Genomic DNA, 25,631 nt, shown 5'->3' with positions numbered 1-25,631 from the left:
ATGATCTTCCTTTCAGCCGACCTGCCGGACGAAATCCCGAATGGCATAGGTCGCATGCTGATAGGCGAGAACGGACTCTGCGCCTTCATTCAGATTGAGGCCGCGCGGATTTATCCCGTCCTTGCTGGTGCCCGTGAGCGCATCGCCAACAATCATGCCGCGATCGTTGCACCCGCCGAACCATTCATACGCACGCCGCGCATGCGCCAGCCAGATGTCGTCGCCGGTGACGTCATAGGCCGCCGACGCGGCATTGATCGCGGCCCAGATCTCGAGTGGCTGCTGGTCGAAGGGCTGGGGCAGTTCATAGGCACGACCGAAGCTGTCGGAACCGACGGGGCGATAATGACCGCGGGGCGAAATCTGGACATCGTTGATCCACCGCAGCGTTTCGACCCCGCACGCGGTGACGTCAGCACGCTCCAGCCGCACGCCTGCGCGCAGCATTGCCTCGGACAAGCGGCAATTGTCGTAGGCGAGAACGGGTTCGAACCAATGCCAATCGGGACGTGCCGCCGCGTCATACAGCGCGAGCAGCCGATCAGCGCCTCGCTGCAATATCCGGTTCGCAGGCCCATGCCGGGGATCGCCCGACAGCATATAATCGGCACCGAGCATCGCGAAAGCGATCGCGCGCGGCGAATTATACTCCAGCGCGGAGGGGGCCGTCCGCTCGAACAGTTCACGCGCCCATTGGCGTAAACCGGGATCGCGCGCCTCGCGCGCCGTCGCGCCAAGTGCCCAGAGGGTTCGCCCACAGCTATCCTCCGAGCCGACGTCCTCAAGCCAGTTCCGTCCGAACCCCATGAAGTTGCGAAACTCGCCTCTGTCCGTGTTCCAGGCATGCTGGACGAAAGAAGCGAAGACCGAGGTCAATTGCCCGCATTGACGGAGCGCATCGTCGTCCAGCCGATGCATCAACATCAGCGCGCGGGCATTGTCATCGACGCAATAGCCGTGCGCGCGGTCCGGAATCATGTGGATGCTGTGCTGCAGAATGCCGGTGTCGTCACAAATGCGCAAAAGGCCTTCGACGCCGATCCGATCCGGAATTGGCGCTGCCTTCGGCACGACGCGGTTCTCTTCGATCAATGCGTGGGTCCGCGCCGCGAAGACTGGCCAGATCATGTCACGGCTGCGCGCATAAGCGCGCTTCTGCAGCGTGAGCAGCCTCTCGGGATCGCCGAGCAGATATTTGATCTCGTTCGCGATCGCCCCGCTATCGTTGAAGGGCACCAGCACGCCATGATCGTCGGCGAGCAATTCGACGGCATGGACATAGGGCGTCGAGATGACGGCCTTGCCGAGCGCCATTGCATAGGAGAGCGTGCCCGAGGTCGACTGCTGCGCGCCGGTATAAGGCGTCACATAAATGTCGGCGGCCTCGATCAGGTCGAGAAGCTCGCCAGTCTCCATGAATGCATCGATCCAGCGGACATGCGCTTCGACGCCGAGCAAGACGGCAAGCGCCTGAAGCCGTTCGCGATAGGCTTCGCCTTCATGCGCCAGAAGATTGGGATGCGTGGCCCCGGCGATACAATAGAGGAAATCCGGATGATCCTCGACGATCGCGGGCAACGCCTCGATGACCGCCTCGATCCCTTTGCCTGGCGACAAAAGCCCGAAGGTCAGCGCGACGCCTTTACCCTCGAACCCGAACCGCGGCTTGAACTGCGAGGCGCGGCCGAAGGGCCGGTCGGGAACGCCATGCGCAATCAAAGCGATCTGCTCTTCGTCGGCGCGATAGATAGTCCGCAGCAGATCGCGCGAGCGCTCGGACATGACGACCAGCTTGGTCGCGCGCGCAATCAGACGGTCCATGACACGGCGCTGATCGGCATCGGGTTCGGCGAGCACGGTGTGAAGGGTGATGATCAGGGGTGCGGAAACCCGATCCACCAGTTCGAGGATCATATCGCCCGCCAGTCCGCCGAAGAGCCCGAACTCGTGCTGCAGCCATACAATGTCGGCGCGGCTCGCCTCGATTTGCCGCGCCGCTTCGACGAAGCTGGCCGCATCACCTTCGGTTATGACGCCGCGAACGACCCGATCGAAAATGGTCGGGACGGCCGCGGGCGCCATCGCATAGACGTCGACCGCGAGGTCGGGAGCAGCTTCGCCAAGCGACGAACGAATGTCCGCCGTGAAGGTCGCGATGCCGCAGCGCCTGGGAAGAAAGCCGCCGACAAGAGCGAGCCGGGCGGTAGCCAATGCTTCCGGCCGGAGCGTTTGGCACGCCTCCTGGCCTTCATTGAACGATGTGCGATCGAGCGTTTCGTACACAGGCAATTACCTTCCAAAAAATGATGTGACAGAAGGCCTCACCCAACAGGTTTTCGGTTGTTTCGAGACGCGCAACAGACTGCAGACATCTCGAAACAGAACAATTCAGCGGCGCATTTGTTCCCCTTGGCACGCACCTCGCCGGTAGCCGTAGGGGGCAATCCCGGTCGCGCCGGCCGAATATCGCGGCCACATTTTCACCTCAGACAGGCGACGATGATTTCGATGATCGCAAGCGTTTCGCCCGGATCGCGAACGGAGATCGTGTCCAGTCCCAGCGCCTTGGCCGGATAGTCATTGCCGCCCGGGAATATCGCATCGCCGATGAAGAGCATCGCACCCAGTTCGATACCACTTTCGTCGCTCAGCTTCGTCAGGCCATAGGCCTTGTCGACGCCTTCGCGCGTGACATCGATCGACGTAGCGCCGCCCATATTGATCGACAGACCCGGCAGACGTTGGCGAAGGTCGGCTTGGATCACCTTCCGCTTCGCGAAATCGGGATCCCATTTTTCCTTGGCATCGATCGGCGCTTCCTGACCCAATGCCGAGAATGTGATCTGGCTCCCCCGATCCTCGACGCGTTCTCCCCAGACGGCTTCGGGAACGAACCCGGTCGCCCGAAGCGCCGCATCGAAGGCTTCGAATATGCGCTGCTTCTCTTCGTCGGCGAAGATTTCGGCATAGCGCGCCTGCCACGCGCCCGAACGGAAGGTGTAAAGCTTGGTGCCGGTCGTCGGCATGAGCCACAGCCGCGCACGGTCCGCACGCTCGGGAAGGCGCGTCGCCACCTGTTTGTCGAACTGCGGCCAGTCGCCGCCCGAGATTATAGCAACCTCGGCAACACCCAAGAGATCGGCAAGTGCGTCTCCCATCGCGTTATCGAGCGGCTGCTTGCTCTCGGCGAGCGTCCCGTCGAGATCGAAAGCGATCAGCCGCTTCATACAGGCGTCTGTCCGGCTTCGACTCTTGCCGCCTCGCGCTGCCGCCGCACGGAGGCTTTGGCGTCGACAAGGTTCGAATAGCGATAGGTCCCCACCGCGAATTGTTCGACATAGGTCCGGATGATGCCATCCTCGTCGTCGGCCGGCGGGCGCAGGCTCCCTCCCTCGTCTTCCCACGCCGAGCGCGACGCCGCCTCGTCGATTGCGGCTGCGAGAGCGGCATCCTCCACACCCAGGGAGCGATAAAAGTCGCGCCCGACGGCCAGCAGCGTGGCGCGAATGTCGAACGGCCGACCGTCCGCTCCGTCAACCGCCCCAGATGGATGCTGGCCTTTCGCCTTCTCGAATGCCTTTGCCATCAGCAATTCGGCGATCAGCACATCACCGACCAAACCGCCCTGCGCATCGACCGCGTCCGTGGATGGTATGGCAAGATCGGCAATGGCCTCGGCGTCGCCGCTCAGTCCGCGACGCTCGCGATATTCGTTGATGCGTTTGGCATAATAACGCGGCAGGTCTAAACTGGGCATCGCCTGCCCATCGTGTCGTCCCTGGCTGACGGCCATCAAGGCCATCTGATGGTGGTGGAGAAGTTGATTGAGGTCCATAGCTTAGCTCCTTTAGCGGGAGCGCAGTGGTCTCTCAGTCGCCGGCACGCGGTGGAAGCGGGCGATGCCATGGAGGTGGGGTTGCAGGGCTCCAAATACAATGAGCGTGAATTTATAATTGTCGATGATCGGCGGGTGGCCGCTCATATGACTCGACTCCCCGCAGAATAGGCCTAGCCTCGATCGGCAGAGGCTTTCCACGCGACCCGGAAAGTCGATGGGGCTTCCTTTGGTCATGAACGCAGAGGATGAGAGGGCTTCGCGGTAGCGGAGCCCTTTTGCGGCAGTCGTTGGATGCCCATTGCAGGCGGGCTATGGCCGGTTACGGACGGCCGGCCTAACTTTCCAGCCCCCATTTTGGCGATATCGCCGCTTCAGCGCGCCCGTCGGACACCTTGCGCACCGCCTCCGCTTCCTGCTCCTAGCGCTCGGCTTCGATGTCCGCCTGACTGCGAATGCTGTCGCGCTGCTTCTCAATCGCCTCGGCCTCGACCTCGCGGGCGTCTTCAGCAGGGCTTGCTGCTGCTAGGCGCGATCCGGAAATTTGGCGCATCAATCAGAACGGTCGTCGGCCGGTTTTCCCAATTAACTCGAAGCGCGCCCGGCCAATGTCCATGGGCGCTAGCGGTTCCAATATTCCTGATAGGCATATGATCTCATTAGAATGAATTGGACCGTCGCCGAGCTTTCCAACACCCTCGAGCCCAATCGCACCTGCTGTCACGACGGCGGACAAAGGCGATGGGTTTGGAGAGCTGAATGTCCGGAAGCAATTCCCCTTGGATGAATGAAGAGTTGTGGCTGCTTCGCGATGCTGCGTCGCGCTTTCTGGCGCAGGAGATGGTGCCGCAGCGCGAACGCTGGGAAGCCGAAGGCATTGTCGATCGAGCGTCGTGGCGCAAGATGGGCGAAGCGGGGCTACTCTGTGCGAGCATCCCCGAAGCCTATGGCGGCGCGGGCGGTACCTACGCCCATGACATCGTCATTTTCGAGGAGATGGCCCGGGCCGGCCTGACGGGCGGCCTTGGCGGCGGGGTCGGCGTGCATGCCGGCATCGTCGCGCATTATATCCTTTCCTATGGCACCGAGGAGCAGAAGCTGCGGTGGCTGCCGGCGCTGGCGTCGGGCGAGAAGATCGGCGCGATCGCGATGACCGAGCCGGGTACCGGGTCCGATCTGCAAGCGGTCCGCACGACTGCGAAACGCGATGGCGGTCACTATATGATCGATGGGTCCAAGACCTTCATCAGCAACGGCCAGAATGCCGACCTTGTCATCGTCGTCGCGCGGACCGGCAGCGAAGCGGGGGCGAAAAGCCTGTCGCTCATCGTCGTCGAAGCCGATGACGCCGATCAGGCGCAGGGGTTTCGCCGCGGCCGCAATCTCCACAAGATCGGAATGAGCGCGCAGGACACGTCCGAGCTGTTCTTCGATGGCGTTCGCGTGCCCATGGGCAACCTGCTCGGCACCGTCGAAGGCCAGGGCTTTACCCAGCTCATGATCCAGCTCGCGTGGGAGCGGCTGCAACTGGCGATCATGGGCGCGATCCACATCGAAGAAGCGGTCCGCATGACGACGGCCTATACCAGAGAGCGCAAGGCGTTCGGCAAGCCGCTCTTCGAATTCCAGAACACCCAGTTCAAACTGGCCGAATGCGCCACGGTCGCCAGCGTCGCGCGGACCTTCGTCGATCAGATGATCGTTCGACTGCTGGCCGGCGAGCTCGAAGCGGCCACCGCGGCGATGGCGAAACTCTGGATTTCCGAGCAGCAATGTCAGGTCATCGACGAGTGCCTGCAGCTGTTCGGCGGCTATGGCTATATGACCGAATATCCCATCGCGCGGCTCTACGCCGATGTTCGGGTCGGCCGCATCTTTGGCGGCACCAGCGAAATCATGAAGACCATCATCGCGCGCTCGCTTTGACGCGCCCCTATAAGCAAGTGGACAGAAAAATGACTGAACAACTCCGTTACGATAACAAGGTCGTCATCATCACCGGCGCGGGCGCCGGGCTTGGCCGCCAGCATGCACTGATGTTCGGTGCGCGCGGCGCGAAGGTCGTCGTCAACGATCTGGGCGGCGACATCGCCGGCGGCGGCAAATCATCCGCCGCGGCCGATGCCGTGGTCGAGGAGATCAAGGCGTTGGGCGGCGACGCCATCGCCAATTATGACTCGGTCGAGGATGGCGCGAAGATCGTCCAGACCGCGCTCGATGCGTTCGGGACCATCGATGTCCTCGTCAACAACGCCGGCATCCTGCGCGATACGAGCTTCGCGAAGATGACCGACGCCGATTGGGATATGATCGTGCGCATTCATCTGAACGGAACCAAGGCCGTCACCCACGCCGCCTGGCCGATCCTGCGCGAAAAGGCCTATGGTCGCATCGTGATGACCACCTCGGCGGCCGGCATCTATGGCAATTTCGGCCAGGCCAATTATTCGGCCGCGAAGCTTGGCATCTATGGCCTGGCCAACACGCTGGCCGAAGAAGGGCGCGCGAAGAATATCCTCGTCAATACGATCGCGCCGATCGCCGCCTCACGCCTCACCGAAACCGCCTTTCCCGAAGAATTTCTCGCCAATCTCAAGCCCGAGGCGGTCAGCCCGCTGGTCGGATGGCTCGCGCATGAGAGCTGCACCGAAACCAAGGGGCTGTTCGAGGTCGGCGCGGGTTATATCTCCAAGCTGCGCTGGGAACGCACCCGCGGCTACAGCTTCGGCACCGATCGCGCCTTCACACCCGACGATGTCGCCCGGCAATGGAACAAGATCAGCGATTTCGCCGACGCCGAACATCCCGTGACCGTCAACGACACCTTCACCGCGGTGATGCAGGCGGTGAACACGAAGACGCTCGGCGGCAATGAATTCATCGATCTCGATGTCGCGATGCGCGAGGAGCTGGTCCTCGAATCCGCCTATGACGAGCGCGACCTCGCCATCTATGCGCTGGGCGTTGGCGCCGCGCGCGATCCGATGGACGATGACGAGCGCAAGTTCGTCTATGAGCTCGGCGACTTCCATGCGCTGCCGACCTGGGGCGTGATGCCGCAATCCAATGCGATGCTGGCGCTGGCCAAGGACGGCGGGCTGAAGCTGCCGGGAATGAGCTATGGATTCGACCGCGTGCTTCACGGTGAGCAATATACCGAAGTGCGCGGACCGCTCCCCAAATCGGCGAAGCTCAAGCATATCTTCAAGTTCAAGCAAGCCTATGACAAGGATCCCCACGCCGTTGTCGTGTTCGGCGTCAGCACGGTGAACGAGCATGGCGAGGAAATCGTCTATAACGAGATGACGTCCTTCGTGAGGGGCGCGGGCGGCTGGGGCGGCGAGCGCGGCCCCTCGGCAGACATTAATGTGCCACCGGCGCGCGAGCCCGACGCCATCGTCGAGGAAGCGACCGATGCCAACCAGACCTTGCTCTATCGCCTGTCGGGCGACTGGAACCCGCTCCACGCCGACCCCGCGTTCGCCAAGGCGTTCGGCTATGACAAGCCGATCTTGCACGGCCTTTGCACCTTCGGCCATGTCGGCCGCCATGTGGTGAAGGCGATGCTCGGCAATGATCCGCGCAAGTTCAAGAGCATCAAGGTGCGCTTCGCCGAGCCGGTCTTCCCCGGCGAGACGCTGGTGACAAAGATGTGGAAGGAAGCCGACAATCGCGTGATCGTCGAGACGAGCGTCAAGGAACGCGGCAAGGTCGTGATCAAAAATGCCGTGGTCGAATTCTATGACGAGATTCCGGTTCGCAAGCCGAAGGCTGCGAGTGAAGACGCCAACGCGACGGCTGCGGTCCAACCCGACAAGGTTATCCCGCAGGACGTGTTCGCTGTGATCGCCGATCATGTCGCGGGACACCCCGAGCTTGCCGCCAAGGTCGACACCGCCTTTCAGTTCAAGCTCAACAACCCCGAATCCCACTGGGTGCTCGATCTAAAGACCGGGGCCGATGCCGTTCGCGAAGGCATCGCCGACAAGGCCGACTGCACGATCGAACTCGACGCGGACCTGCTGCATACCGTCGTGACCGCCCCGCTCGCCGACGTCCAGAAGCTCTTTTTCGGCGGACAGATGAAGGTGGGCGGCGACGTGATGGCGTCGAACAAGCTTAGCGAACTCTCGGTGATCGATCCTGATCAGTACGACAAGGCCAAGGCAAGACGGCTCGCGGCTAATGTGACATGATCCGCATGGGTCAAGGACAGGAGATGGAAATGGCCGCCAGCGAGACTGAAGTGGAAGCCGCCCTGCGGCGGATCTTCCCGATCTACGAGCATGCCGGCCTGACCGTGGAATCGGTGCGTGACGGCATCTATCGGGTGCGCATCCCGCTGAACCGCGAGAATGGCAACCACCTGAACACCGTCCATGCAGCTTTGCAATGGGCCGCGGCCGAGGTTCTGGGCGGTCTGGTGGTCATGGCCGTTTTCGGCCTGGAGCAACTGGACAAAATGTACGGTGCCGTCCAGTCGGTCTCGATCGATTTCCAGCGCCCGGCCCGGTCGGCGATCGTCGCCGAAGCCCTGTTCGACGAGCGCGAGGCCCGGCGGATCGAACAGATGATGGGGGACGGACAGGATGCGACGTTTCACCTTCACGCCGTCGTTCGGGACGACGGCGGTGCAACAGTGGCGGTGACCGAAGCCGTCTATGTCGTGCGCCCCCTGCGCCCTGCCAAAGCGGACGTGCGGCTGGGCCGTGCCGGAATGTAGCGACCGGTTGGAATGACGGACCGCCATAAGAGCGGCTGCGGAGAGGAATTATATGTACCTGACTCAAGGCGTTCACCGATCGGTTCAGATCAACGGCAGTGGTACTGCGACATCGTTCCAGGGCCGCAAAAGAAACTGGTGTGAATTTGGCGACCGCGTCGCCCGGCTTGCCGGGGCGCTCCGTGCACTGGGCGTGGGGCCCGGCGACCGGGTGTCGATGCTGGCGCATAATTCGGATCGCTATGTCGAACATTATTATGCGCTGTTCTGGATCGGCGCCGTCGCGGTCCCGGTGAACACGCGCTGGAGCATGGCGGAAATCCTCTATTCGCTCGACGACTCGACGCCGTCGGTACTGCTGTTCGACGACAGCTTCACCGATCAGGCGGCGGCGTTGCGCGATGAGGCTGCGTCGCTGCGCCATCTTATTTACGCTGGCGAAGGAATATCTCCCGACTGGGCGCAGGACTATGAGCGGCTGATCGCCGAGGCCGCCCCGATCGAGGACCTGCGGCACGGCGGCGAGGCGCTGGCGGCGATCATGTATACCGGCGGGACGACGGGGTTCCCAAAGGGTGTCATGCTGAGCCACGCGGGGCTTATCTCCAGCGTGCAATCGATGGGCGCGATCACGCGACCCGGTCGTCACTCCATCACCTTACATGCCCCCCCGCTCTTTCATATGGCGGCGGCGGCCATGATGTTCTCCACCACATTTTTCGGCGGGTCCCATTCGATCATCCCCGGCTTTGTTCCTGCCCTCGTCTGCGATGCGATCGCGGCCGACCGGATCACCGATATCCTGCTGGTTCCGACTATGGTGAAAATGCTGCTCGATCATTGCGACGAGCATGGCGGCGACCTGTCGTCGATCCGGACGCTTATCTATGGCGCCGCCCCGATGCCCGAACCCATTTTGCGCCGCGCTATAACGGCATTGCCCGACGCACAGCTTTTCCACGGCTATGGTCAGACCGAGCTGTCGCCGGGAGCAACGATCCTGTCCCCCGAATATCAACGGCTGGACGGCGACATATCCAAACTCGGCTCGGTCGGCCATGCGCTACCGGGAGTCGATGTCAAAGTCGCCGCGGACGACGGCAGCGAACTGGCGCGCGGCGAGGTCGGCCAAGTCTGGGTTCGCGGCCTCAATATCATGATGGGATATTGGAATAAACCCGAGGTCACTGCCGCGACCATCATCGACCATTGGGTGCTGACCGGCGACGCCGGCTATATGGATGCCGACGGCTTCCTGTTCATCGTCGACCGGGTCAAGGACATGATCATCTCGGGCGGCGAAAATGTCTTTTCCGCCGAGGTCGAGAATGCGGTGCTCAAACATCCCGCCGTTGCGGATTGCGCGGTGATTGCCGTGCCCGACGATCAATGGGGCGAGCGCGTGCATGCGATCATCGTCCCGCGCGCGGGGGAATCCCTAACCCTCGATATGTTGATCGCGCACTGCAAAACGCTGATCGCCGGCTATAAATGCCCGCGCTCATGCGAGGTTCGCGAACAACCGCTACCGCTTTCGGCGGCGGGCAAGGTGCTGAAAACCGAATTGCGCGCGCCCTACTGGACGAAACAGGACGCGGCCTGAGCCACCCCCATGCCGAAAGCGAAATGCAACTATGTCTGATGCCATTCTGTACGCGCTCGACGGCGACGTCGCGACGATCACATTCAATCGCCCCGACCGGTTGAATGCCCTGACGTTCGATATGATCGACGATTTGTCGGCCATACTCGATCGGGTGGTGGAAGAAGGCGCGCGTTGCCTGCTGCTCACGGGCAACGGGCGCGGGTTTTCGACCGGCGCCGACCTTCAGGAGATGGATCTGGATGCGTTCGCCCGCGACATAGGCCAAATGTTCGTCGAGCAGCTCAATCCCGCCTTCGAGAAGCTCGCAAACCTCCCCATTCCCATCGTTACCGCGGTGAACGGACCGGCGGCGGGCGCGGGGTGTTCGCTTGCCCTGTACGGGGATTTCGTCGTCGCGGCCCGCTCTGCCTATTTCTACCAGTCGTTCGCCAATATCGGACTCGTGCCCGATGCCGGGGCGACCTGGATCATTCCAAGGCTGATCGGCCTCCAGCGCGCGGGCAGAATGCTGTTGCTCGGCGAAAAGATCAGTGCCGACCAGGCCTGCGACTGGGGCATGATCCATGCCTGTGTCGACGATGAAGAACTTGCCGGAACCGCCCGCACGCTGGCGGATCGGCTCGCCAAGGGTGCGACAACGTCGTACCGGCTTATCCGGCACGGCATGCGCGCCGCGCTGAATCAGAGCTTTTCCGAGACGCTCGCGATGGAGGGACTCGACCAACACGCCGCCGCCCAAACCGCGGATTTTCGCGAAGGCGTCACGGCTTTTCTCGCACGTCGACCACCGAACTTCTGCGGCCGATAACCTCATATGCCGTAGCGGAATGATATGAGCAGCAGGAATAACCCGGCAGAGGTTTGAATTGGACGCCTCGCCGATGTAATAAGACACTTCCTCTCGAAAACAAAACCAACATCCGAGGGAGAGGGAATCTCATGAAGAAATATCTGTTGCTGGCCTCCGCATCTTTGCTCTGGCCGGGGTCGGCATTCGCCCAGAATGAAGCCGCATCGCAGCCCGACCGGGCGACAAGCGCGCTCAGCGAAGACATCGTCGTGACCGCCACGAAGAAGGGCTATGGCGAAAATGTCCAGGACGTGCCGATCGCCGTGACCGCCTATGGCGAGGCGCAACTCGACGCCAAGTTCGTCCGGAACCTGCAGAGTCTGAGCTACGACGTTCCCAACGTCCAGCTCGAGGCCGTCGGCACCACCCCGGGCTATGCGAACTTTTCGATCCGCGGGCTTGGCATCAACAGTTCGATCCCATCGATCGACCCGACGGTCGGCGTCTTCATCGATGGCGTCTATCTCGGCATCAATGCGGGGGTCGTGTTCGACAATTTCGACCTCGAGGGACTGGAAGTGCTGCGCGGCCCGCAAGGCCTGCTCTTCGGCCGCAATGTCACCGGCGGCGCGGTCGTCGTCCGCACGTCGCGGCCGAGCTTCGATCTTGAATTCCGGGGCAAGGCTTCGGTCGAGACCGGCCTCAAAAAGACCGTTAGTGGCGTCGTGACGGGGCCGATTGTCGACGATGTCGTGGCAGCAAAACTCGCGGTCTATTACAGCGACGACGATGGCTGGTTCCGCAATCGCTTCGACGGCAAGAGCTTTGGCAAGGCGACGGATCTGATTATCCGCCCCGCCCTATCGATCCGGGGCGGCGAGGATTTCCGCATGGATATTCGCTATGAGCATGGCGAAACCAAGGGCGACGGCCCCGCAGGCCAAAATCATGGACTGTTCCGCCGCGACAGCTTCGACTTCTCGGTCAACAATCGCGGTTTTTACGACAACAAATGGGATCAGGCGAGCGCCGAGACCAATGTCGACGTCCGCTTCGGCGAGGGCGTCATCACCAATATCGCGGGTTATCGGCGCTATCGGTCCTCCGCGTCATCCGACATCGATGCCACGCCCCTGTCGCTCTTCCATGCCGACATCGAGATCGCACAAAGCCAGCTCAGCGACGAACTGCGCTATGCCGGAAAATTCGGTGATGTCGATGTCACGACGGGTCTCTATTATTTCACGCAGGATATTCGCTATGGCGAGCGCCGTACCCTCCTCGGAGGTCGGCAGATCGTCTCAGGCGGCGGCGCCCAGGATCAGACGACCTGGGGCGTGTTCGCTTCGGCGGACTGGCATTTGAGCGAGACGCTGACGCTGAACCTCGGTGGTCGCTACACCTGGGAGCGCAAGACCGTGCAAGTGTCGACGCTCCGGCCCAATGGCTGCAATCTCGATACGATCATCTGCACGACCAATTTCGCCGACAGCGACAAATGGAAGGGCTTCACCCCCAAGATCGGCCTGCAATGGCAACCCGGCGACGATACGCAGGTCTATGGCGTCTACACCCGCGGCTTTCGCAGCGGCGGCTATAATCTGCGCAACACCGATCCGAACGTACCGCCGGGGCCGTTCGACCAGGAAGTGCAGGACAGTTTCGAACTTGGCGTGAAGCAGCAGTTCGGTCGCAACCGGATCAATGTTGCGGGCTTCTACAACCGGATCAAGGATCTGCAGCGCGAGATCGTCCTGCCGGGGCCGCTCGGCGCAAGCCAGGTGATCCGCAACACCGCCGATGCGACGATCAAGGGGATCGAGGCCGAGGGGCTGTTCTTCATCCTCCCGAACCTCGCGCTGTCGGGCCAGGTCGGTTATGTCGACGGCCAATACCGCAATGTCCAGTTTGACCTCAGCGGCGACGGCGTGATCAACGGCGTCGATCGCAGACTCAAACTGCCTCGCCTGTCACCCTGGACCTATGGCGCCGGCCTGACCTACGACCAGCGCCTCGGTTCTCTGGGTACGGCCACCGCGCGGGTAAGCTACAACCATCGTGACAAGGCAGCCTTCACCGATAATAATCAAGGTTTCCTCCAAGGTGCGGACATGCTCGATGCGAGCCTGACGCTCGCGACAGCGGACAACCACTGGAAATTCTCCATCTATGGCCGCAACCTGCTGAACGAGGCCACGATTGGAAGCGATGTACAGCTCCCGGCGGCCTTTGGCGGGGTTGGCGCCAGCTTCTCGCCACTCAACAAGGGGCGCGTGATCGGTGGCGAGGTAGCGGTCAGCTTCTGACGCACCGAAACGAGGCGCGGCCGATCTCCTCCTCTCTCCGGCCGCGCCTCGTTTTTTTAGCCGCCAATGATACCCCGCGCCTTCAGGTCGGCGATGTGCGCGACGTCATAGCCCACCGAGGAGAGCACTTCTGCGCTATCCTCGCCCGCTGCGCGCGACATCCGGGGCTTTTCGGTCACAGTCCGGGTGTAGCGCGGTGCCGGAGCGGGCTGGATTTTGCCGTCGACACAAAGGAAGGTGCCGCGTTGCTGATTATGTGGATGCAGCGGCGCCTCGGACAGCGACAACACCGGCGCGAAACAGGCATCGGAACCCTCGAGCAGGGCGCACCACTCTTCCCGGGTCCGCATCCGGAACAGTTGGTCAAGGCTGGCCCCCATCTCCGGCCATGTCCTGGCGTCGAAATGATTCGACGGCAGGTCCGTCGCTTCGACCAACCGAAGCAGTTCCCGGTAAAATTGCGGCTCGACCGGACCGATGGCAATGAACTTGCCGTCCGCGGTTTCATAGCTGTCGTAAAACGGAGCCCCCGTATCAAGCAGATTGGCGCCACGTTCATCCCGCCAGTGACCATTTCCATAGAAGGACCAGATCATGCTCGCCAGCACCGCGGCGCCATCGACCATCGCACAGTCGATTGCCTGGCCCTGGCCGCTTTGCCGGGCATGAAGGATCGCGCTCACCATTCCGAAAGCGAGCATCATCCCGCCGCCGCCGAAATCGCCGACGGCATTGGCGGGCGGTGTCGGCTTCTGGCCCGCGCGCCCATAGGTGTGCAGATTGCCCGAAAGCGCGATATAGTTGATGTCGTGCCCTGCAGTGTGTGCGTAGGGGCCCTCCTGCCCCCAGCCGGTCATCCGGCCGTAAACGAGGCGCGGATTGTCCTGCAACAGGACGTCCGGCCCAAGACCCAAGCGCTCCATCACCCCCGGACGAAACCCCTCGATCAGGCCGTCGGCCGTGCGACACAGATCACGGATAATCGCGATGCCCTCGGGCGTTTTGAGATCAATCATGACCGACCGCCGCGAGCGCACCAATATGTCGTCGGCAACCCCGGGCGCGAAGCCCGGACCGTCGCCCGGCCGTTCGATACGGATCACCTCCGCGCCATGATCGGCGAGCATCATGCCGCAAAACGGCCCCGGCCCGATGCCGGCAATCTCGATAATCCGCAGTCCAGCCAAAGGTCCGGCCATAAATCCTCTCCTCGTTGAAAAGGGAAAGATTGGCGGAACCGGCCTATTTGCTCTAATTCATTATCATCATCGATCATGCCTGAGAGGAATGATATGTTCGATTCCCGATTGAAGCATGCCGTGGCGGTGGGAAAGCTCGGTTCCTTCTCGCGCGCGGCGGACGATGTCGGCGTCACCCAGTCGGCGGTGACCAAGAGCGTCGCCGATCTTGAGCGGCAGCTTGGCTATCCCTTGTTTCACCGGACCTCGCGCGGCGCGCTGCTGACCGAAGAGGGGCGCGATTTCATCGACCGCGCCTCGCGTCTCCTGTCCGATGCCGCCGAACTGGTGGGCGACACCGAGCGAAGCGCCGACCCGTACAAGGGGCTTTTGCGCATCGGCATCTTCCCGGGCTCGCTCGAGTGGATGCTGACCGAGCCGCTCCTCGCACTGCTGCACCGTCGCCCCAGCATTCGCATCGAGATGGTGACGGGGTCCAGCGAACGGGGGGTCCAGCTCCTGACGCGCGGCGACATCGATGTGGCTTTCGGCATGCACGCGGCATTCGCCAACTGGGCCCAGTTCAAGTGCGAGAAGATGGGCGTGCTCGACGCCGTACCGTTTGTCCGCCGCGAGCATCCGATCCTTGCCATGGGCCCGGTGACGGTGGAGACGCTCACCCAGTTCGATTTCGTCGTCCCTTCGTCCTCCGAACCCTACACAACCGCGGTACGCCGGATGTATGAAGCAAGCGGGCAAGCCTTGGGTGACCGCCTGCATGTGATGGATTTTTTCCCGCTCATCGAGCGCGTCGTCGCCTCGTCGGATACCATCGGTTTCGTTGCCGTCGAATTTGCGAACAGCCGGCGATTCCAGGAACGGTTCGTGGCCCTGCGGGATACGAATTTTTTCGAAGGGCCGCCGCTATGCTGCGCGGTGCGGGCCCGCTGGCCCGCAAAGCCAGCGACCAGGGCAATGATCGCCCAAGTGCGCGAGAGGCTGGGCTAAGCTGCGTCCACTCCGGTCCCGATGTCGAGCACTATTCCATAAACGAATAGTTCTCTACTATTTTGAATTGGACCCAACGTCGGCGGGCATCCGATACGCCTCCACGGAACAATGAATCTGTCGGAGAGAAGAAAAATGGCCAAATCTGAACGCGAAGTCCTTGTCGCCGGTGTGGGCATGGTCCCCTTCACTAAGCCGGGCGCCGGTCCCGCCTATGATGAGATGGGATCGCAAGCGATCCGCCTCGCGCTCGCCGACGGCGGCATCGACTATGCCGATGTGGAACAGGCTTATGCCGGCTATGTCTATGGCGACAGCTGTTGCGGCCAGCGCGTCGTCTATCAGGTCGGGCTGACCGGCATTCCGGTGTTCAACGTCAACAATAATTGCTCGACGGGTTCGACCGCGCTCTATCTGGCGCGGCAGGCGGTCGCGAGCGGCGCGGTGGATTGCGCCATCGCGGTCGGCTTCGAACAGATGACGCCGGGCGCGCTCGGTGCAACCTTTACCGACCGACCGAGCCCTTTTGTCGACTTCAACACCGCAACCGATGCGCTCGTCGATACCGAACTCCCCCTCGCGCTCAAATATTTCGGCGGAGCCGGGCTCTCGCACATGCAGAAATATGGCACGACGATGGAGGATTTCGCCAAGATCCGCGCCAAGGCGAGCCGCCATGCGGTGAACAATCCGCTTTCGGTGTTCCGCAAGGAAATGAGCGAGGCCGATGTGCTCGGCGAACAGCTAATCTGGCCCGGCGTGATGACGCGCCCGATGGCCTGCCCGCCGACCTGCGGCGCCGCAGCCGCCATCCTCGTCTCGCCAGAATTTGCCAAACGCAACGGCCTCACGCCCGGCGTCCGCATTGCCGCACAGGCAATGGTTTCGGACCAGCCCTCGACCTTCGATGCCAACGACATGATGCAAGTTGTCGGCTACGACATGACCGGCCGGGCGGCGCGGCAGGTCTATGAGGCCGCCGGTGTCGGCCCCGACGACATCCGCGTCGTCGAACTGCACGACTGCTTTGCGCATAATGAACTGATCACCTATGAAGGGCTCGGCCTTTGCCCCGAAGGCGGGGCGCAGAAATTCATCGCCGATGGCGACAACAGCTATGGCGGGCGCGTCGTCACCAATCCGTCAGGCGGGCTTTTGTCCAAGGGCCACCCGCTCGGCGCCACCGGCCTTGCTCAATGTTATGAATTGACCCATCAACTTCGGGGTACCGCCGACGCACGCCAGGTCGATGGTGTACGCCATGCACTTCAGCATAATCTCGGCCTTGGCGGAGCATGCGTTGTCACGCTGTACGAAAAGGTCTGAGCTTGTAACTTCTAGCAAAAATGGTCGGAAGGCTCAGCATAGTGACAAAGCAGTCGATGCTGAGCCGCACCGGCTGGAATCCAGACGGCACATCCCAGCCAGGATATCCACTCGACGAAAAACACATAGTTCAATGACGAATATCGCGGGACTTGAACTGGTGGAGATGGCCGGTTGGAGACAGTCTGCTCTAGGCTCAAATCATAAAAAGCGGGCATTTTGGGACGAACAGGCCCCCATCGATGCCAATGACTCCTGCCGAACGACACATCCATTCTCACCGAATGTTGCCTCCGCCGTCAGCCCCGACACACGATCGCCATCCGACATCTCTGGAGAGCGCCGTTCATTGATTTGAATGCGCTCCTGGCATTTTCCATCGTCAAGAAATCCAGGCTTTTATGCCCTGCTTCTGGGTTCGGCTATCTCGCGGACGGCAAGCGCGCGCCGATCTCAGCCTCTTCGCATTCCCGCTCGGCCAGACTGGCCTCATGACAGGCTGGCACAGCCCGTCCTCGATCACCGACATGAAACAGCAACGCGCGCTCGATCTTCGCGAATCTGCGGGTTCGACCAACCCCGCCCGGAGCCGAAAGCCAAAGTCCAGCCCTCAGGATTTCAAAGAGTTAGATGGGACGGCCGATAGATGTGGCAACCATCGGCTCCACAAACTAGCTAATTAATTCAAAAACTTAGATAGGTTGGTAGCGGAGGAGGGACTCGAACCCCCGACACGCGGATTATGATTCCGCTGCTCTAACCAGCTGAGCTACTCCGCCCCGAAGGGCCGCCGCGATGGGCGAGCAGCGCCTATAGGCAGGGCATTCGCGCTGGTCAATATCATGTGCGCACTCCGCGAAAATTGCGTGCGAAGGCCGGTTGCCACGGGCCGCCGAGGTAGTGATGCGCGGCGAGACCCGCGATCGTCAGCGCGCGCGGCCGGAAGCCGACGGCGAGTTCGGCGAGGAGCGCGCGCGCCTGTGCGGGTTCCACCTTGTTCTGGACGGTGACGTGGAGCCGCGGCGTTCCCTGGTCCTGCAGCGTCAGCATCCCGGTGAAATGGTCGGCGATACGCTCGCGAATCGCCAGCAGGTCTACGCTGTCGATGCGAAAGGCGACGCCGCCGCCGAGCGAATAGATTTCGCGCAGGTTTGCGGCGGGAGGCGGCGTGTCGGCGGCGATGCGGCGAATCAGCCGGTCGAGTTCATCGAGGCACGACGGGGGCAGCTGGTGAAACAGCGTGATGTGCGCCGCGAGGTGATTGCGCTCGGGCGGATAATGCGCCGCGCGCAGATTGTTGAAGTGAAGCTGGTCCGCCGCACCCATCGTCGCGGTCACGATGATGGGTACGGCGCCAGCGGCCCGGACGGGAGGGGGGGATGCCGGGCCGCTTATCGGTTTAAGCCGCCTGCGACAGCTTGCCCTGGTAGGGGTTCGCCTTCACCCACTCGAGCGCCTTTTCGGGGGTCGATTCGACATAGGGGTCGCTGTCGGTGCCGACGTCGTTGATGCCGGGTTCGACGAACATCTGGACCACGACGCCGTCATCGACGATCGCGGTGTAGCGCCAGCTGCGCATGCCGAAGCCAAGGTGATCCTTGTTGATCAGCATGCCCATGCGGCGCGTGAAGGCGCCCGAGCCGTCGGGAACCATCTTCACATTTTCAACGCCGAGGTTCTTGCCCCAGTTGTACATGACGAAGGCGTCGTTGACGCTGATGCAGTGGATGTCGGCAACGCCGGCAGCGGCGAAGTCGCCGTGCAGGCGTTCGAAGCCCGGGCACTGCTCGTTCGAGCAGGTCGGGGTGTAGGCGCCGGGCAGGCCGAACAGGATGTGGCGGCCTTCGCCGAACAGCTCGCCGGTGTCGACATCCTGCCAGCGGAACGGGTTCGGGCCGTCGACGGCTTCGTCGCGCACGCGGGTCTTGAGCGTGACGGCGGGAACGGGCTGATTGATCATGGGAGAGCCTTTCTGTTGTTGGTTTCGTGCGCCTAAGCGCATGAAAGGCTGCTGCGGTCCAATCGATAAATTGGCAAAGGTTGATCGGATTTATCGATTAACTCCGATTGCAGAAATTCGAATGCCGAAAGCGCGCGGGGGGCTATAGGGTGGCCCAGAATGCGCGCAGCGCGGCGGCGACCTCGGCGGGCTGTTCGGCGATCGCCCAATGCCCTGCCCCCTCGATCACCGTCAGCGGGGTGCCGGTGTTCGCGGCGAAGCGCTGCGCCACCGACAGCTCGACATAGGGATCGCCCTCACCCCAGATCAGCGCGCCGTTCGCGGGCAGCTTGCCGATATCGCGCGCCCAGTCATGCTCGAAACTGAGCCCCTTGGCCGAACGATAGAGTTTCAGGATCGCGCGGCGCTTGTCCTTGTTCGCCCATTGCGCCGCCTCTTCGCGCGCGATGTCGGCAGGCATGCCCTGCGCCGCCAGCCCCTCGGCGAGCTTGGCGGGCTTGCTGAGCGCCATGAAGATTTCGCCGAGGATCGGCGTGTTCCAGATGCGCGCGATCCGGTGACCGCGATAGTCGGGGTCGATCACCGCGTTCGAAACCGCCCAGCTGCGGATGAGGTCGGGCCGCAGCATCGCGGCGCGCTGCGCGATGAGCGCCCCCCAGTCGTGGCCGATGATGTCGATCGGGCCGTGCGCCGCGACCAGCGCTTCCGCCTGCTTCACTGCCCAGTCGGCATAGGCTTCCTTGGTCGCGGCAAAACCGGCAGGCAGCGGAGCGGTGAAGCCGGGAAGCGCGGGCACCACGACCGGGGTGTCGCCGAGGTCGAGCGCGGCGAGCAGCGGACGCCAGATGGCGGGGCTGTCGGGGACCCCGTGGATGAAGAGCTTCGCAGTTGTCATCGTTCGGTCCCCCTCTATCGGCGGTGCAGACGGTTACTCCATCTCCCCGCGGTCGCGCCGCAGCTGATACCATTTCTGCACATTGGCATTATGTTCGGCGAGCGTGCGCGCGAAGATGTGACCGCCGTCGCCCTTCGCGACGAAGAAGAGATAGTCGTTCGCTTCGGGATCGAGCACCGCGGCGATCGACGCCTTGCCGGGGTTGGCGATCGGGCCCTGCGGCAGGCCGATCATGCTGTAGGTGTTGTACCCGTTCACCGCCTGGATTTCGGAGCGCAGGATGCGGCGCCCGAGCGGCTTGCCCTTGGTGATCGGATAGATGATCGTCGGGTCGGCCTGGAGCCGCATGCCGACGCCGAGGCGGTTGGTATAGACCCCCGCGACGGTGCGGCGCTCGGCGGCAACGCCGGTTTCCTTTTCGACGATCGACGCCAGCGTCATCGCCTGGTTGCGGTCCTTGACCGCAGTGCGCGGCGTGCGTTTGGCCCAAAGCTCGTTGAACGCCTTGTCCATCGCCGCCTGCATGCGCTTCACGACCGCGGCGCGGGTCTCGCCGGTGGTGAAGGCGTAGCTGTCGGGAAGGATGCTGCCCTCGGCGGGCACCGGGATTTCGCCCTTCAGCCTTTTTTCGGCCATCAGTCGTTCCCACACCATGATCGACGGCATGCCCTCGGGGATCATGACCATGCGCTGGATCGTCTTGCCCGACTGGAACAGGGTGAGGATATCGCCCGCGTCCATCCCCTTCTCGACCTTGTATTCGCCGGGCTTGATCGGGTCGTCCGAGCCGAAGAAGCGCGCTTCGTTGCGAAAGCTCGACGCCGAGACAAGGCCGGCATCTTCGAGAATCTGCCCCGCCTTCGCGATGCTGGCGCCCGGCGGGATGACGATTTCGGCATCCTTGGGCGCGCCGCCCGAGCAGGCGGCGAGCAGCAATGCCAGGATCGTGATCGTCAGCCAGCGGAACGGATGCACGCTTTTCTCCCGTCGGTTGGATGGCCCCTGCTTAAAGCCACAAAAGACCCGCATGTGCATCGTCTTTTTGTGTCCTTTGTGGCTTTAAGCGCAGCCTCTGCGAACTCCCCGCCGCTAGAGCATGGCCGCGCAATGTAGGAAAGAGGTTTTGATCCTCCCTGTCGCGCAGCGATGGGGAGGTGGCAGCGCGAAGCGCTGACGGAGGGGCCATATCGCGATGTCGCGACCCCTCCACCCCTCGCTTCGCGAGCGGTCCCCCTTCCCCACGGCTTCGCCGCAGGGAGGATCGAATAATCAGTCGACCGCCTTGACGATGACGCTGGCGTTGGTGCCGCCGAAACCGAAGCTGTTGTTGAGCGCGGCCTTCACTTCGCGCTTCTTCGCGGTGTGCGGGACGAGGTCGACGCCGTCGGTGCCCTCGTCGGGATTGTCGAGGTTGAGCGTCGGCGGAACGATCTGGTCGCGGATCGCGAGGATGCAGAAGATCGTCTCGACCGCACCGGCGCCGCCGAGCAGGTGGCCGATGGCGGACTTGGTCGAGCTCATCGACACATTGGCGATTTCGTTGCCGAACAGCCGCTTGACCGCGCCGAGTTCGATCGTGTCGGCCATCGTCGACGTTCCGTGCGCGTTGATATAGTCGATGTCGGCGACGGTCATGCCCGCCTTTTTCAGCGCCATTTCCATCGAACGATACGCGCCAGAACCGTCGGGGTGCGGCGCGGTCACATGATAGGCGTCACCCGACAGGCCGTAGCCGACGACCTCGGCGTAAATCTTCGCGCCGCGCGCCTTGGCATGCTCATATTCCTCGAGCACGACGACACCCGCGCCCTCGCCCATCACAAAACCGTCGCGGTCCTTGTCATAGGGGCGGCTCGCCTGTTCGGGGCGGTCGTTATAGCTCATGTTGAGCGCGCGCGCCTGCGCGAAGCCCGCGATGCCGATCGGGCAGATGGTCGCCTCGGCGCCGCCCGCGAGCATGATGTCGGCGTCATCGTCGCGGATCATGCGCGCGGCGTCGCCGATCGAATGCGCGCCGGTCGAGCAGGCGGTGACGACGGCGTGGTTCGGACCCTGCAGGCCGTATTTGATGCTGACCTGACCCGAGATCAGGTTGATCAAACGGCCGTGGACGAAGTGCGGCGAAACCCGGCCCGGACCCTTTTCGGCGAGCAGCAGGCTTTCGCTTTCGATGCCCGGCAGCCCGCCGATTCCCGAACCGATCGAGCAGCCGGCGCGCAGTTTCATTTCCTCGGACATGTCCTCAAGGCCCGCGTCCTCGATCGCCTGCCCCGCGGCGTCGATGCCATAGATGATGAAGGGATCGACCTGGCGCTGGACCTTGTGATCGACGCGCTTGCCCGGGTCGAAACCATATTCATGGTCAGGGCCCTTCACTTCGCACGCGATCGTGCATTTCTGGTCCGACGCATCGAAATGGGTGATCGTCCCGGCGCCCGATTTGCCCGCGAGCAGATTGGCCCATGTGGTTTCCACATCGGCGCCCAGCGGCGTCACCAAACCCAAACCCGTCACCACAACCCGGCGCATAGTCATTCCTTTCATCGGCCCCTGCCCCCGCAGGGCGCCGCGTCACGTTTGAAAACGCATATCCATAAAAAAAGCTTCCCGGCCACTGCGCGCGAACGCTCGGGACCGGGAAGCCGGAAACGCGTGGGCGGCGTCGCCGCCGCGTCCGGCTAGGCCGGACCGGGCCCGATCAGCCCTTGTTCGCTTCGATATAGTCGATCGCATCCTTGACGGTGGCGATCTTTTCCGCCGCATCGTCGGGGATTTCGACGCCGAATTCTTCTTCGAACGCCATCACCAGCTCGACGATGTCGAGGCTGTCGGCGCCCAGATCGTCGATGAAGCTCGCTTCTTCGGTGACCTTGTCGGCTTCGACGCCCAGATGTTCGACGACGATCTTTTTAACCTTTTCGGCCGAATCGCTCATGCACAGTTCCTTTTTTCTGACTATGTCGTGAATGTTGAAAATTGCCCTAGTGCCCGTGGGCGGGGCTGGCAAGAGGGCTGGCATCGGCCGTGCGGCGAAGCGCCGCGTCGACCAAGACTTCCTCTGCAGCGCTATATGCCGACCGTGTCCCTTTCTGCCCCTCCGGCACCTGCGTGACGAAATAGGCAATGCCATCGCCGCCTTCAAGGTCGAACCACAGGCCCGAGCGTAATCCATAGGCATCGCCCGAATGGCCGCGGCGCAAACGGCCGTCGCCGAACAGGTCGTCGCGGCAGGCGGGGTCGCGAAGCGCCGGGCCGCCGGTGCTGTGCATAGCTATGCCATATTCGCAGAAAAAGCCGCCCGTCCCCTCGCCGCTCGTCGGGCGGACGCGCGCCATCGCTTCGAGCCGGGCAAGGCTTTCGGGTTTCAGAAAGCCATCGCCGCGGCGCAGCAGCATGATCCCGATCCGCGCGAGGCCGTTCGCCGAGATGCGAACCCCGCCTTGCGGGCTGAACCCCGCGCCGTGGCGGGCGAGGCGATAAGTGCCGAGGTCGCAGCCGCCGTTCGCCGCCGGCACGACCGGACAGGCGGGCCGCGCGCCCTTCAGATCGTCGCGCACGACATTGCCCTCGGCATCGTGCAGCACGACGGCCCGCGCGACCGCCGCGTCGCTGCACGCCGGCCAGTTGAAACAGGCATCGAGAGCGAGCGGGCGAAAAACGATGCGCGTCATCGCGGTGTCGAAACGCTCGCCGGTCGCCCCCTCGATCACCGCGGCGACAACCGGGTAGTTGAAATTGGCATAGGCGAAGTCGCCGCCCGGCGGACGCGCCTTGTCCCAGGCGGCGGGATTGCGGAGCGCGGTTTCGAGATCGGCATCCAGCGGCAGTGCATAGTCGGTTTCGTCGTTGAGCCCGGACCGGTGCCCCAGCAACTGCGCCAGGCTGATCGGCCGGTCGGGATAAGCGGGATGGCGCAGCCGCCAGCCGAGATAGTCCGACACGTCGCGGTCGAGATCGAGCTTGCCCGCCTCGACCAGCCGCAGCACGCCGAGCGCGACGATCAGCTTGGAGACAGAAGCGACGCGCACCGGATCGTCGGGCGTGATCGCGCGGCCGCTCGCCCGGTCGGCCAGCCCCTGGGCGACGCGCGCCTCGACCTGTCCTTCGCGGTTGAAATGCACTGCCACGGCGGCGGGGGCGGGCGACGCGACCGAAGTCAGCAGGGCTAGAAGCGAGAGCATGGCGCCACTCTGCGCAGCACGCGGCGCAGCGTCAAGGCGCCGCCTTGGCCGCAACGACGCCCGAATCGCGAAGCGCGGCCGAGGCGCGCTGGATCACCACCGGGGTGATGATGAACCGGCCCAGCACCCGTTCGGGCGTCGCATCGGCGGGCTGGCGCGTATAGGCGAGCAGCCGCTGCCATTGCGCGCGGGCTTCCGCCACCTGGCCCTGCCGCGCCTGCACGATCGCGCGCACCATCATATATTGCGGCTCCATATTGCTCGGCGAGGGCATCTGATCGAGGATCCGCCGCGCCTCATCTTGGTCACCGCGCTCCGACAGCGTGAAAGCGAGCGTGACCGCCGGAACGCCGGGATAGGAAGAATCGAGCTGGAGCGACCGCCGGAGCAACAGCTCGCCCTCGGGCCCCATCCCGCAGGTCAGCTTGAACAGGCCGAGAAAGCCCGCCATGTCGGCATCATAGGGATTGAGCGCGATCGCGGCGTCGCCCATCGCATTGCCGGCCGCACAATTGCCCGTATAGAAATTGGCGCGCGCCATCGCGAACATGCCCGCCGACGAATTGGGGCTGCTTTCATACGAGCGCTGCGCCAGCGCCCGCGCTTCGGCAAACGCCTCGCGCCCCGCCGGCGTCATCCGCTGCGGCTGCCAGTCGCCATAGCGCACGAGCGACAGTGCGGTGAGCGTGACGGGATCGCGCGGGTTGGCCTTGAGGGTCGCGCGCAGGCAGGCATCGACCTGTTTCACGTTCGCGGTATTGCGCATCTGGCGCACCCGGTTGAACTGCGCGAGGCACGGGAAGCCGGGCGAGAAATTGTCGGGCTGGCGCTGGACCTGGTCGCGCACGATCACGCCATAATCCCCGGCAAGCTGCGCGATCAGCGGCTCGATTGCGGTAAATTCGGGCGTTTCATCCTGTGTCAGGCGCAGTTGTTGCGACCAGATGGCGCGCTGGTCCGCGACGCGGTTGAGAACGAGTGTGACGTCGGTGTTGCCCTCGACCGTGCGGACGAGCGATGTGTCGAGCCGATAGTCGCTTTTGCCGGTGACCGCACTGCCCGGCGCCTTCGAACTCAGGAGGTCAACGAGATCGAAGCGCCGCAGCCCGTCGCGCAGCTTTCCATCGAGCGCCCGGGCGAGCGCGCGCGATTGGGGCAGATTTCCCGCGGCCGGCGCGCTGACTTCGAGCAAGGGGACCGGCACCGGGTCGCCGATGAACAGCCGGTCGCCGCCGCGGAGCGTCCAGAGCGTGAAGAGCGCGAGCGCGAGGAGGATGAGGACGACGATCCAGCGACCAAAGCGGGCGCCGCGATCGGGCGCGCGCCGGACGACGCCGCCGCGCCCCGTCGTCCGCCCTGCGGCGCCTGCCGTCTTGACGTCATCATCGCCAGCCGGGTCGTCGGCCGACCGCGCCGAGGGGGGCGCCGCGCGATACTGGACGACGACTTCATAGCTGCCCTGCGGAACGCGCAGCCGGTGGACCCAGGGCGTATCGGCATAATAGCGGTCGAGAAGGCTGCGCAGCCGCCCCACCATGACGCGCGGATAGCTGTCGACGGCGGGGTCGAAATCTTCGCTGCGGCCGAGCGCCTCGGTCGCGATGGCATAAGCCTTGGGCGAGCTGCGCCCGCCGCGAAGGCGGTGCTCGACAAGGAATTGCAGCAGCCGCGACAGCACTGGCGAGCGGGTGAACATCGGGGAATCGAGCAGGCGCTCGAGTTCTCCCGCGATGATCCGATCGACCTCGGCGGGGTCCTGTGTCTCGTTCGTTTTCGCCTGGTCCATGCTACCCTCAAATACCCCTGGCGGGCGGTGCGGGTGA

General features: G+C 63.3%; 20 protein-coding genes and 1 tRNA gene. 8 read left to right on the top strand and 13 right to left on the bottom strand.

The features are described from left to right. Positions 1-12: 12 nt before the first annotated feature. The 3 genes from J2X38_RS06510 to J2X38_RS06500 all read right to left on the bottom strand — a co-directional run bounded on the left by J2X38_RS06510 (position 13) and on the right by J2X38_RS06500 (position 3,835). Positions 13-2,211, bottom strand: a complete 2,199-nt coding sequence (locus J2X38_RS06510) for a glycosyltransferase family 4 protein (RefSeq protein WP_310252382.1) — start codon at positions 2,209-2,211, stop codon at positions 13-15. A gap of 269 nt (positions 2,212-2,480) precedes the next feature. Then, complete coding sequence (locus J2X38_RS06505; RefSeq protein WP_310252380.1) at positions 2,481-3,227, bottom strand: HAD-IIB family hydrolase; 747 nt, start codon at positions 3,225-3,227, stop codon at positions 2,481-2,483. Further along, positions 3,224-3,835, bottom strand: coding sequence for a hypothetical protein (locus J2X38_RS06500; protein ID WP_310252377.1), 612 nt, complete (start codon positions 3,833-3,835; stop codon positions 3,224-3,226). The genes J2X38_RS06505 and J2X38_RS06500 overlap by 4 nt, the downstream gene beginning before the upstream one ends. Positions 3,836-4,618: 783 nt before the next feature. Here J2X38_RS06500 and J2X38_RS06495 point away from each other — a divergent pair. The 6 genes from J2X38_RS06495 to J2X38_RS06470 all read left to right on the top strand — a co-directional run bounded on the left by J2X38_RS06495 (position 4,619) and on the right by J2X38_RS06470 (position 13,260). Continuing rightward, a complete protein-coding gene (locus J2X38_RS06495; RefSeq protein WP_310252375.1) occupies positions 4,619-5,761 on the top strand; it encodes an acyl-CoA dehydrogenase family protein in 1,143 nt (380 codons plus the stop codon). Positions 5,762-5,790: 29 nt separating this feature from the next. Continuing rightward, positions 5,791-8,031 (top strand): SDR family NAD(P)-dependent oxidoreductase, encoded by a 2,241-nt coding sequence (locus J2X38_RS06490; RefSeq protein ID WP_310252373.1) that lies wholly within the window; start codon positions 5,791-5,793, stop codon positions 8,029-8,031. 29 nt (positions 8,032-8,060) lie between these two features. Continuing rightward, a complete protein-coding gene (locus J2X38_RS06485) occupies positions 8,061-8,558 on the top strand; it encodes a DUF4442 domain-containing protein (protein WP_310252371.1) in 498 nt (165 codons plus the stop codon). A gap of 52 nt (positions 8,559-8,610) precedes the next feature. Next, a complete protein-coding gene (locus J2X38_RS06480; protein WP_310252369.1) occupies positions 8,611-10,161 on the top strand; it encodes a long-chain fatty acid--CoA ligase in 1,551 nt (516 codons plus the stop codon). A 31-nt stretch (positions 10,162-10,192) separates the two neighbouring features. Beyond that, entirely contained in the window at positions 10,193-10,972 is a 780-nt protein-coding gene (locus tag J2X38_RS06475) for an enoyl-CoA hydratase-related protein (RefSeq protein WP_310252367.1), read from the top strand. A gap of 131 nt (positions 10,973-11,103) precedes the next feature. Continuing rightward, positions 11,104-13,260 (top strand): TonB-dependent receptor domain-containing protein, encoded by a 2,157-nt coding sequence (locus J2X38_RS06470; protein WP_310252366.1) that lies wholly within the window; start codon positions 11,104-11,106, stop codon positions 13,258-13,260. A gap of 56 nt (positions 13,261-13,316) precedes the next feature. Here the strand turns inward: J2X38_RS06470 and J2X38_RS06465 are convergent, their stop codons facing one another. Further along, complete coding sequence (locus J2X38_RS06465; protein WP_310252364.1) at positions 13,317-14,459, bottom strand: CaiB/BaiF CoA-transferase family protein; 1,143 nt, start codon at positions 14,457-14,459, stop codon at positions 13,317-13,319. A 93-nt stretch (positions 14,460-14,552) separates the two neighbouring features. Between J2X38_RS06465 and J2X38_RS06460 the strand changes: the two genes are divergently transcribed. Together J2X38_RS06460 and J2X38_RS06455 are read left to right on the top strand one after the other, a co-directional pair. Further along, complete coding sequence (locus J2X38_RS06460) at positions 14,553-15,446, top strand: LysR family transcriptional regulator (RefSeq protein ID WP_310252362.1); 894 nt, start codon at positions 14,553-14,555, stop codon at positions 15,444-15,446. Positions 15,447-15,581: 135 nt separating this feature from the next. Then, complete coding sequence (locus J2X38_RS06455; RefSeq protein ID WP_310252359.1) at positions 15,582-16,772, top strand: lipid-transfer protein; 1,191 nt, start codon at positions 15,582-15,584, stop codon at positions 16,770-16,772. A gap of 702 nt (positions 16,773-17,474) precedes the next feature. Here J2X38_RS06455 and J2X38_RS06450 read toward each other — a convergent pair. The 9 genes from J2X38_RS06450 to J2X38_RS06410 form a co-directional block, all read right to left on the bottom strand. After that, positions 17,475-17,551, bottom strand: a tRNA-Met gene (locus tag J2X38_RS06450). Between the two features lie 61 nt (positions 17,552-17,612). Beyond that, a complete protein-coding gene (locus tag J2X38_RS06445; protein WP_310252722.1) occupies positions 17,613-18,098 on the bottom strand; it encodes a 2'-5' RNA ligase family protein in 486 nt (161 codons plus the stop codon). A gap of 73 nt (positions 18,099-18,171) precedes the next feature. Further along, positions 18,172-18,732, bottom strand: a complete 561-nt coding sequence (locus J2X38_RS06440; RefSeq protein ID WP_137890622.1) for a peroxiredoxin — start codon at positions 18,730-18,732, stop codon at positions 18,172-18,174. A gap of 142 nt (positions 18,733-18,874) precedes the next feature. Continuing rightward, on the bottom strand, positions 18,875-19,627 hold the full coding sequence (locus J2X38_RS06435; protein WP_310252357.1) for an alpha/beta hydrolase: 753 nt from the start codon (positions 19,625-19,627) through the stop codon (positions 18,875-18,877). 33 nt (positions 19,628-19,660) lie between these two features. Then, positions 19,661-20,602, bottom strand: coding sequence for an endolytic transglycosylase MltG (gene mltG, locus J2X38_RS06430; RefSeq protein ID WP_310252355.1), 942 nt, complete (start codon positions 20,600-20,602; stop codon positions 19,661-19,663). A gap of 294 nt (positions 20,603-20,896) precedes the next feature. Further along, positions 20,897-22,156, bottom strand: coding sequence for a beta-ketoacyl-ACP synthase II (gene fabF, locus J2X38_RS06425; protein ID WP_058539067.1), 1,260 nt, complete (start codon positions 22,154-22,156; stop codon positions 20,897-20,899). A 169-nt stretch (positions 22,157-22,325) separates the two neighbouring features. Then, on the bottom strand, positions 22,326-22,562 hold the full coding sequence (locus J2X38_RS06420) for an acyl carrier protein (RefSeq protein WP_003039428.1): 237 nt from the start codon (positions 22,560-22,562) through the stop codon (positions 22,326-22,328). Positions 22,563-22,608: 46 nt separating this feature from the next. Next, on the bottom strand, positions 22,609-23,808 hold the full coding sequence (locus J2X38_RS06415) for a serine hydrolase domain-containing protein (protein WP_310252353.1): 1,200 nt from the start codon (positions 23,806-23,808) through the stop codon (positions 22,609-22,611). Between the two features lie 31 nt (positions 23,809-23,839). Further along, entirely contained in the window at positions 23,840-25,594 is a 1,755-nt protein-coding gene (locus J2X38_RS06410; protein ID WP_310252350.1) for a tetratricopeptide repeat protein, read from the bottom strand. Positions 25,595-25,631: the final 37 nt, after the last annotated feature.

It is taken from the genome of Sphingopyxis sp. BE235 (assembly GCF_031457175.1).
Lineage (GTDB): Bacteria > Pseudomonadota > Alphaproteobacteria > Sphingomonadales > Sphingomonadaceae > Sphingopyxis.
The sequence above is the reverse complement of the archived record's forward strand: the minus strand, read 5'-3'. Positions and strand labels throughout refer to the sequence as shown.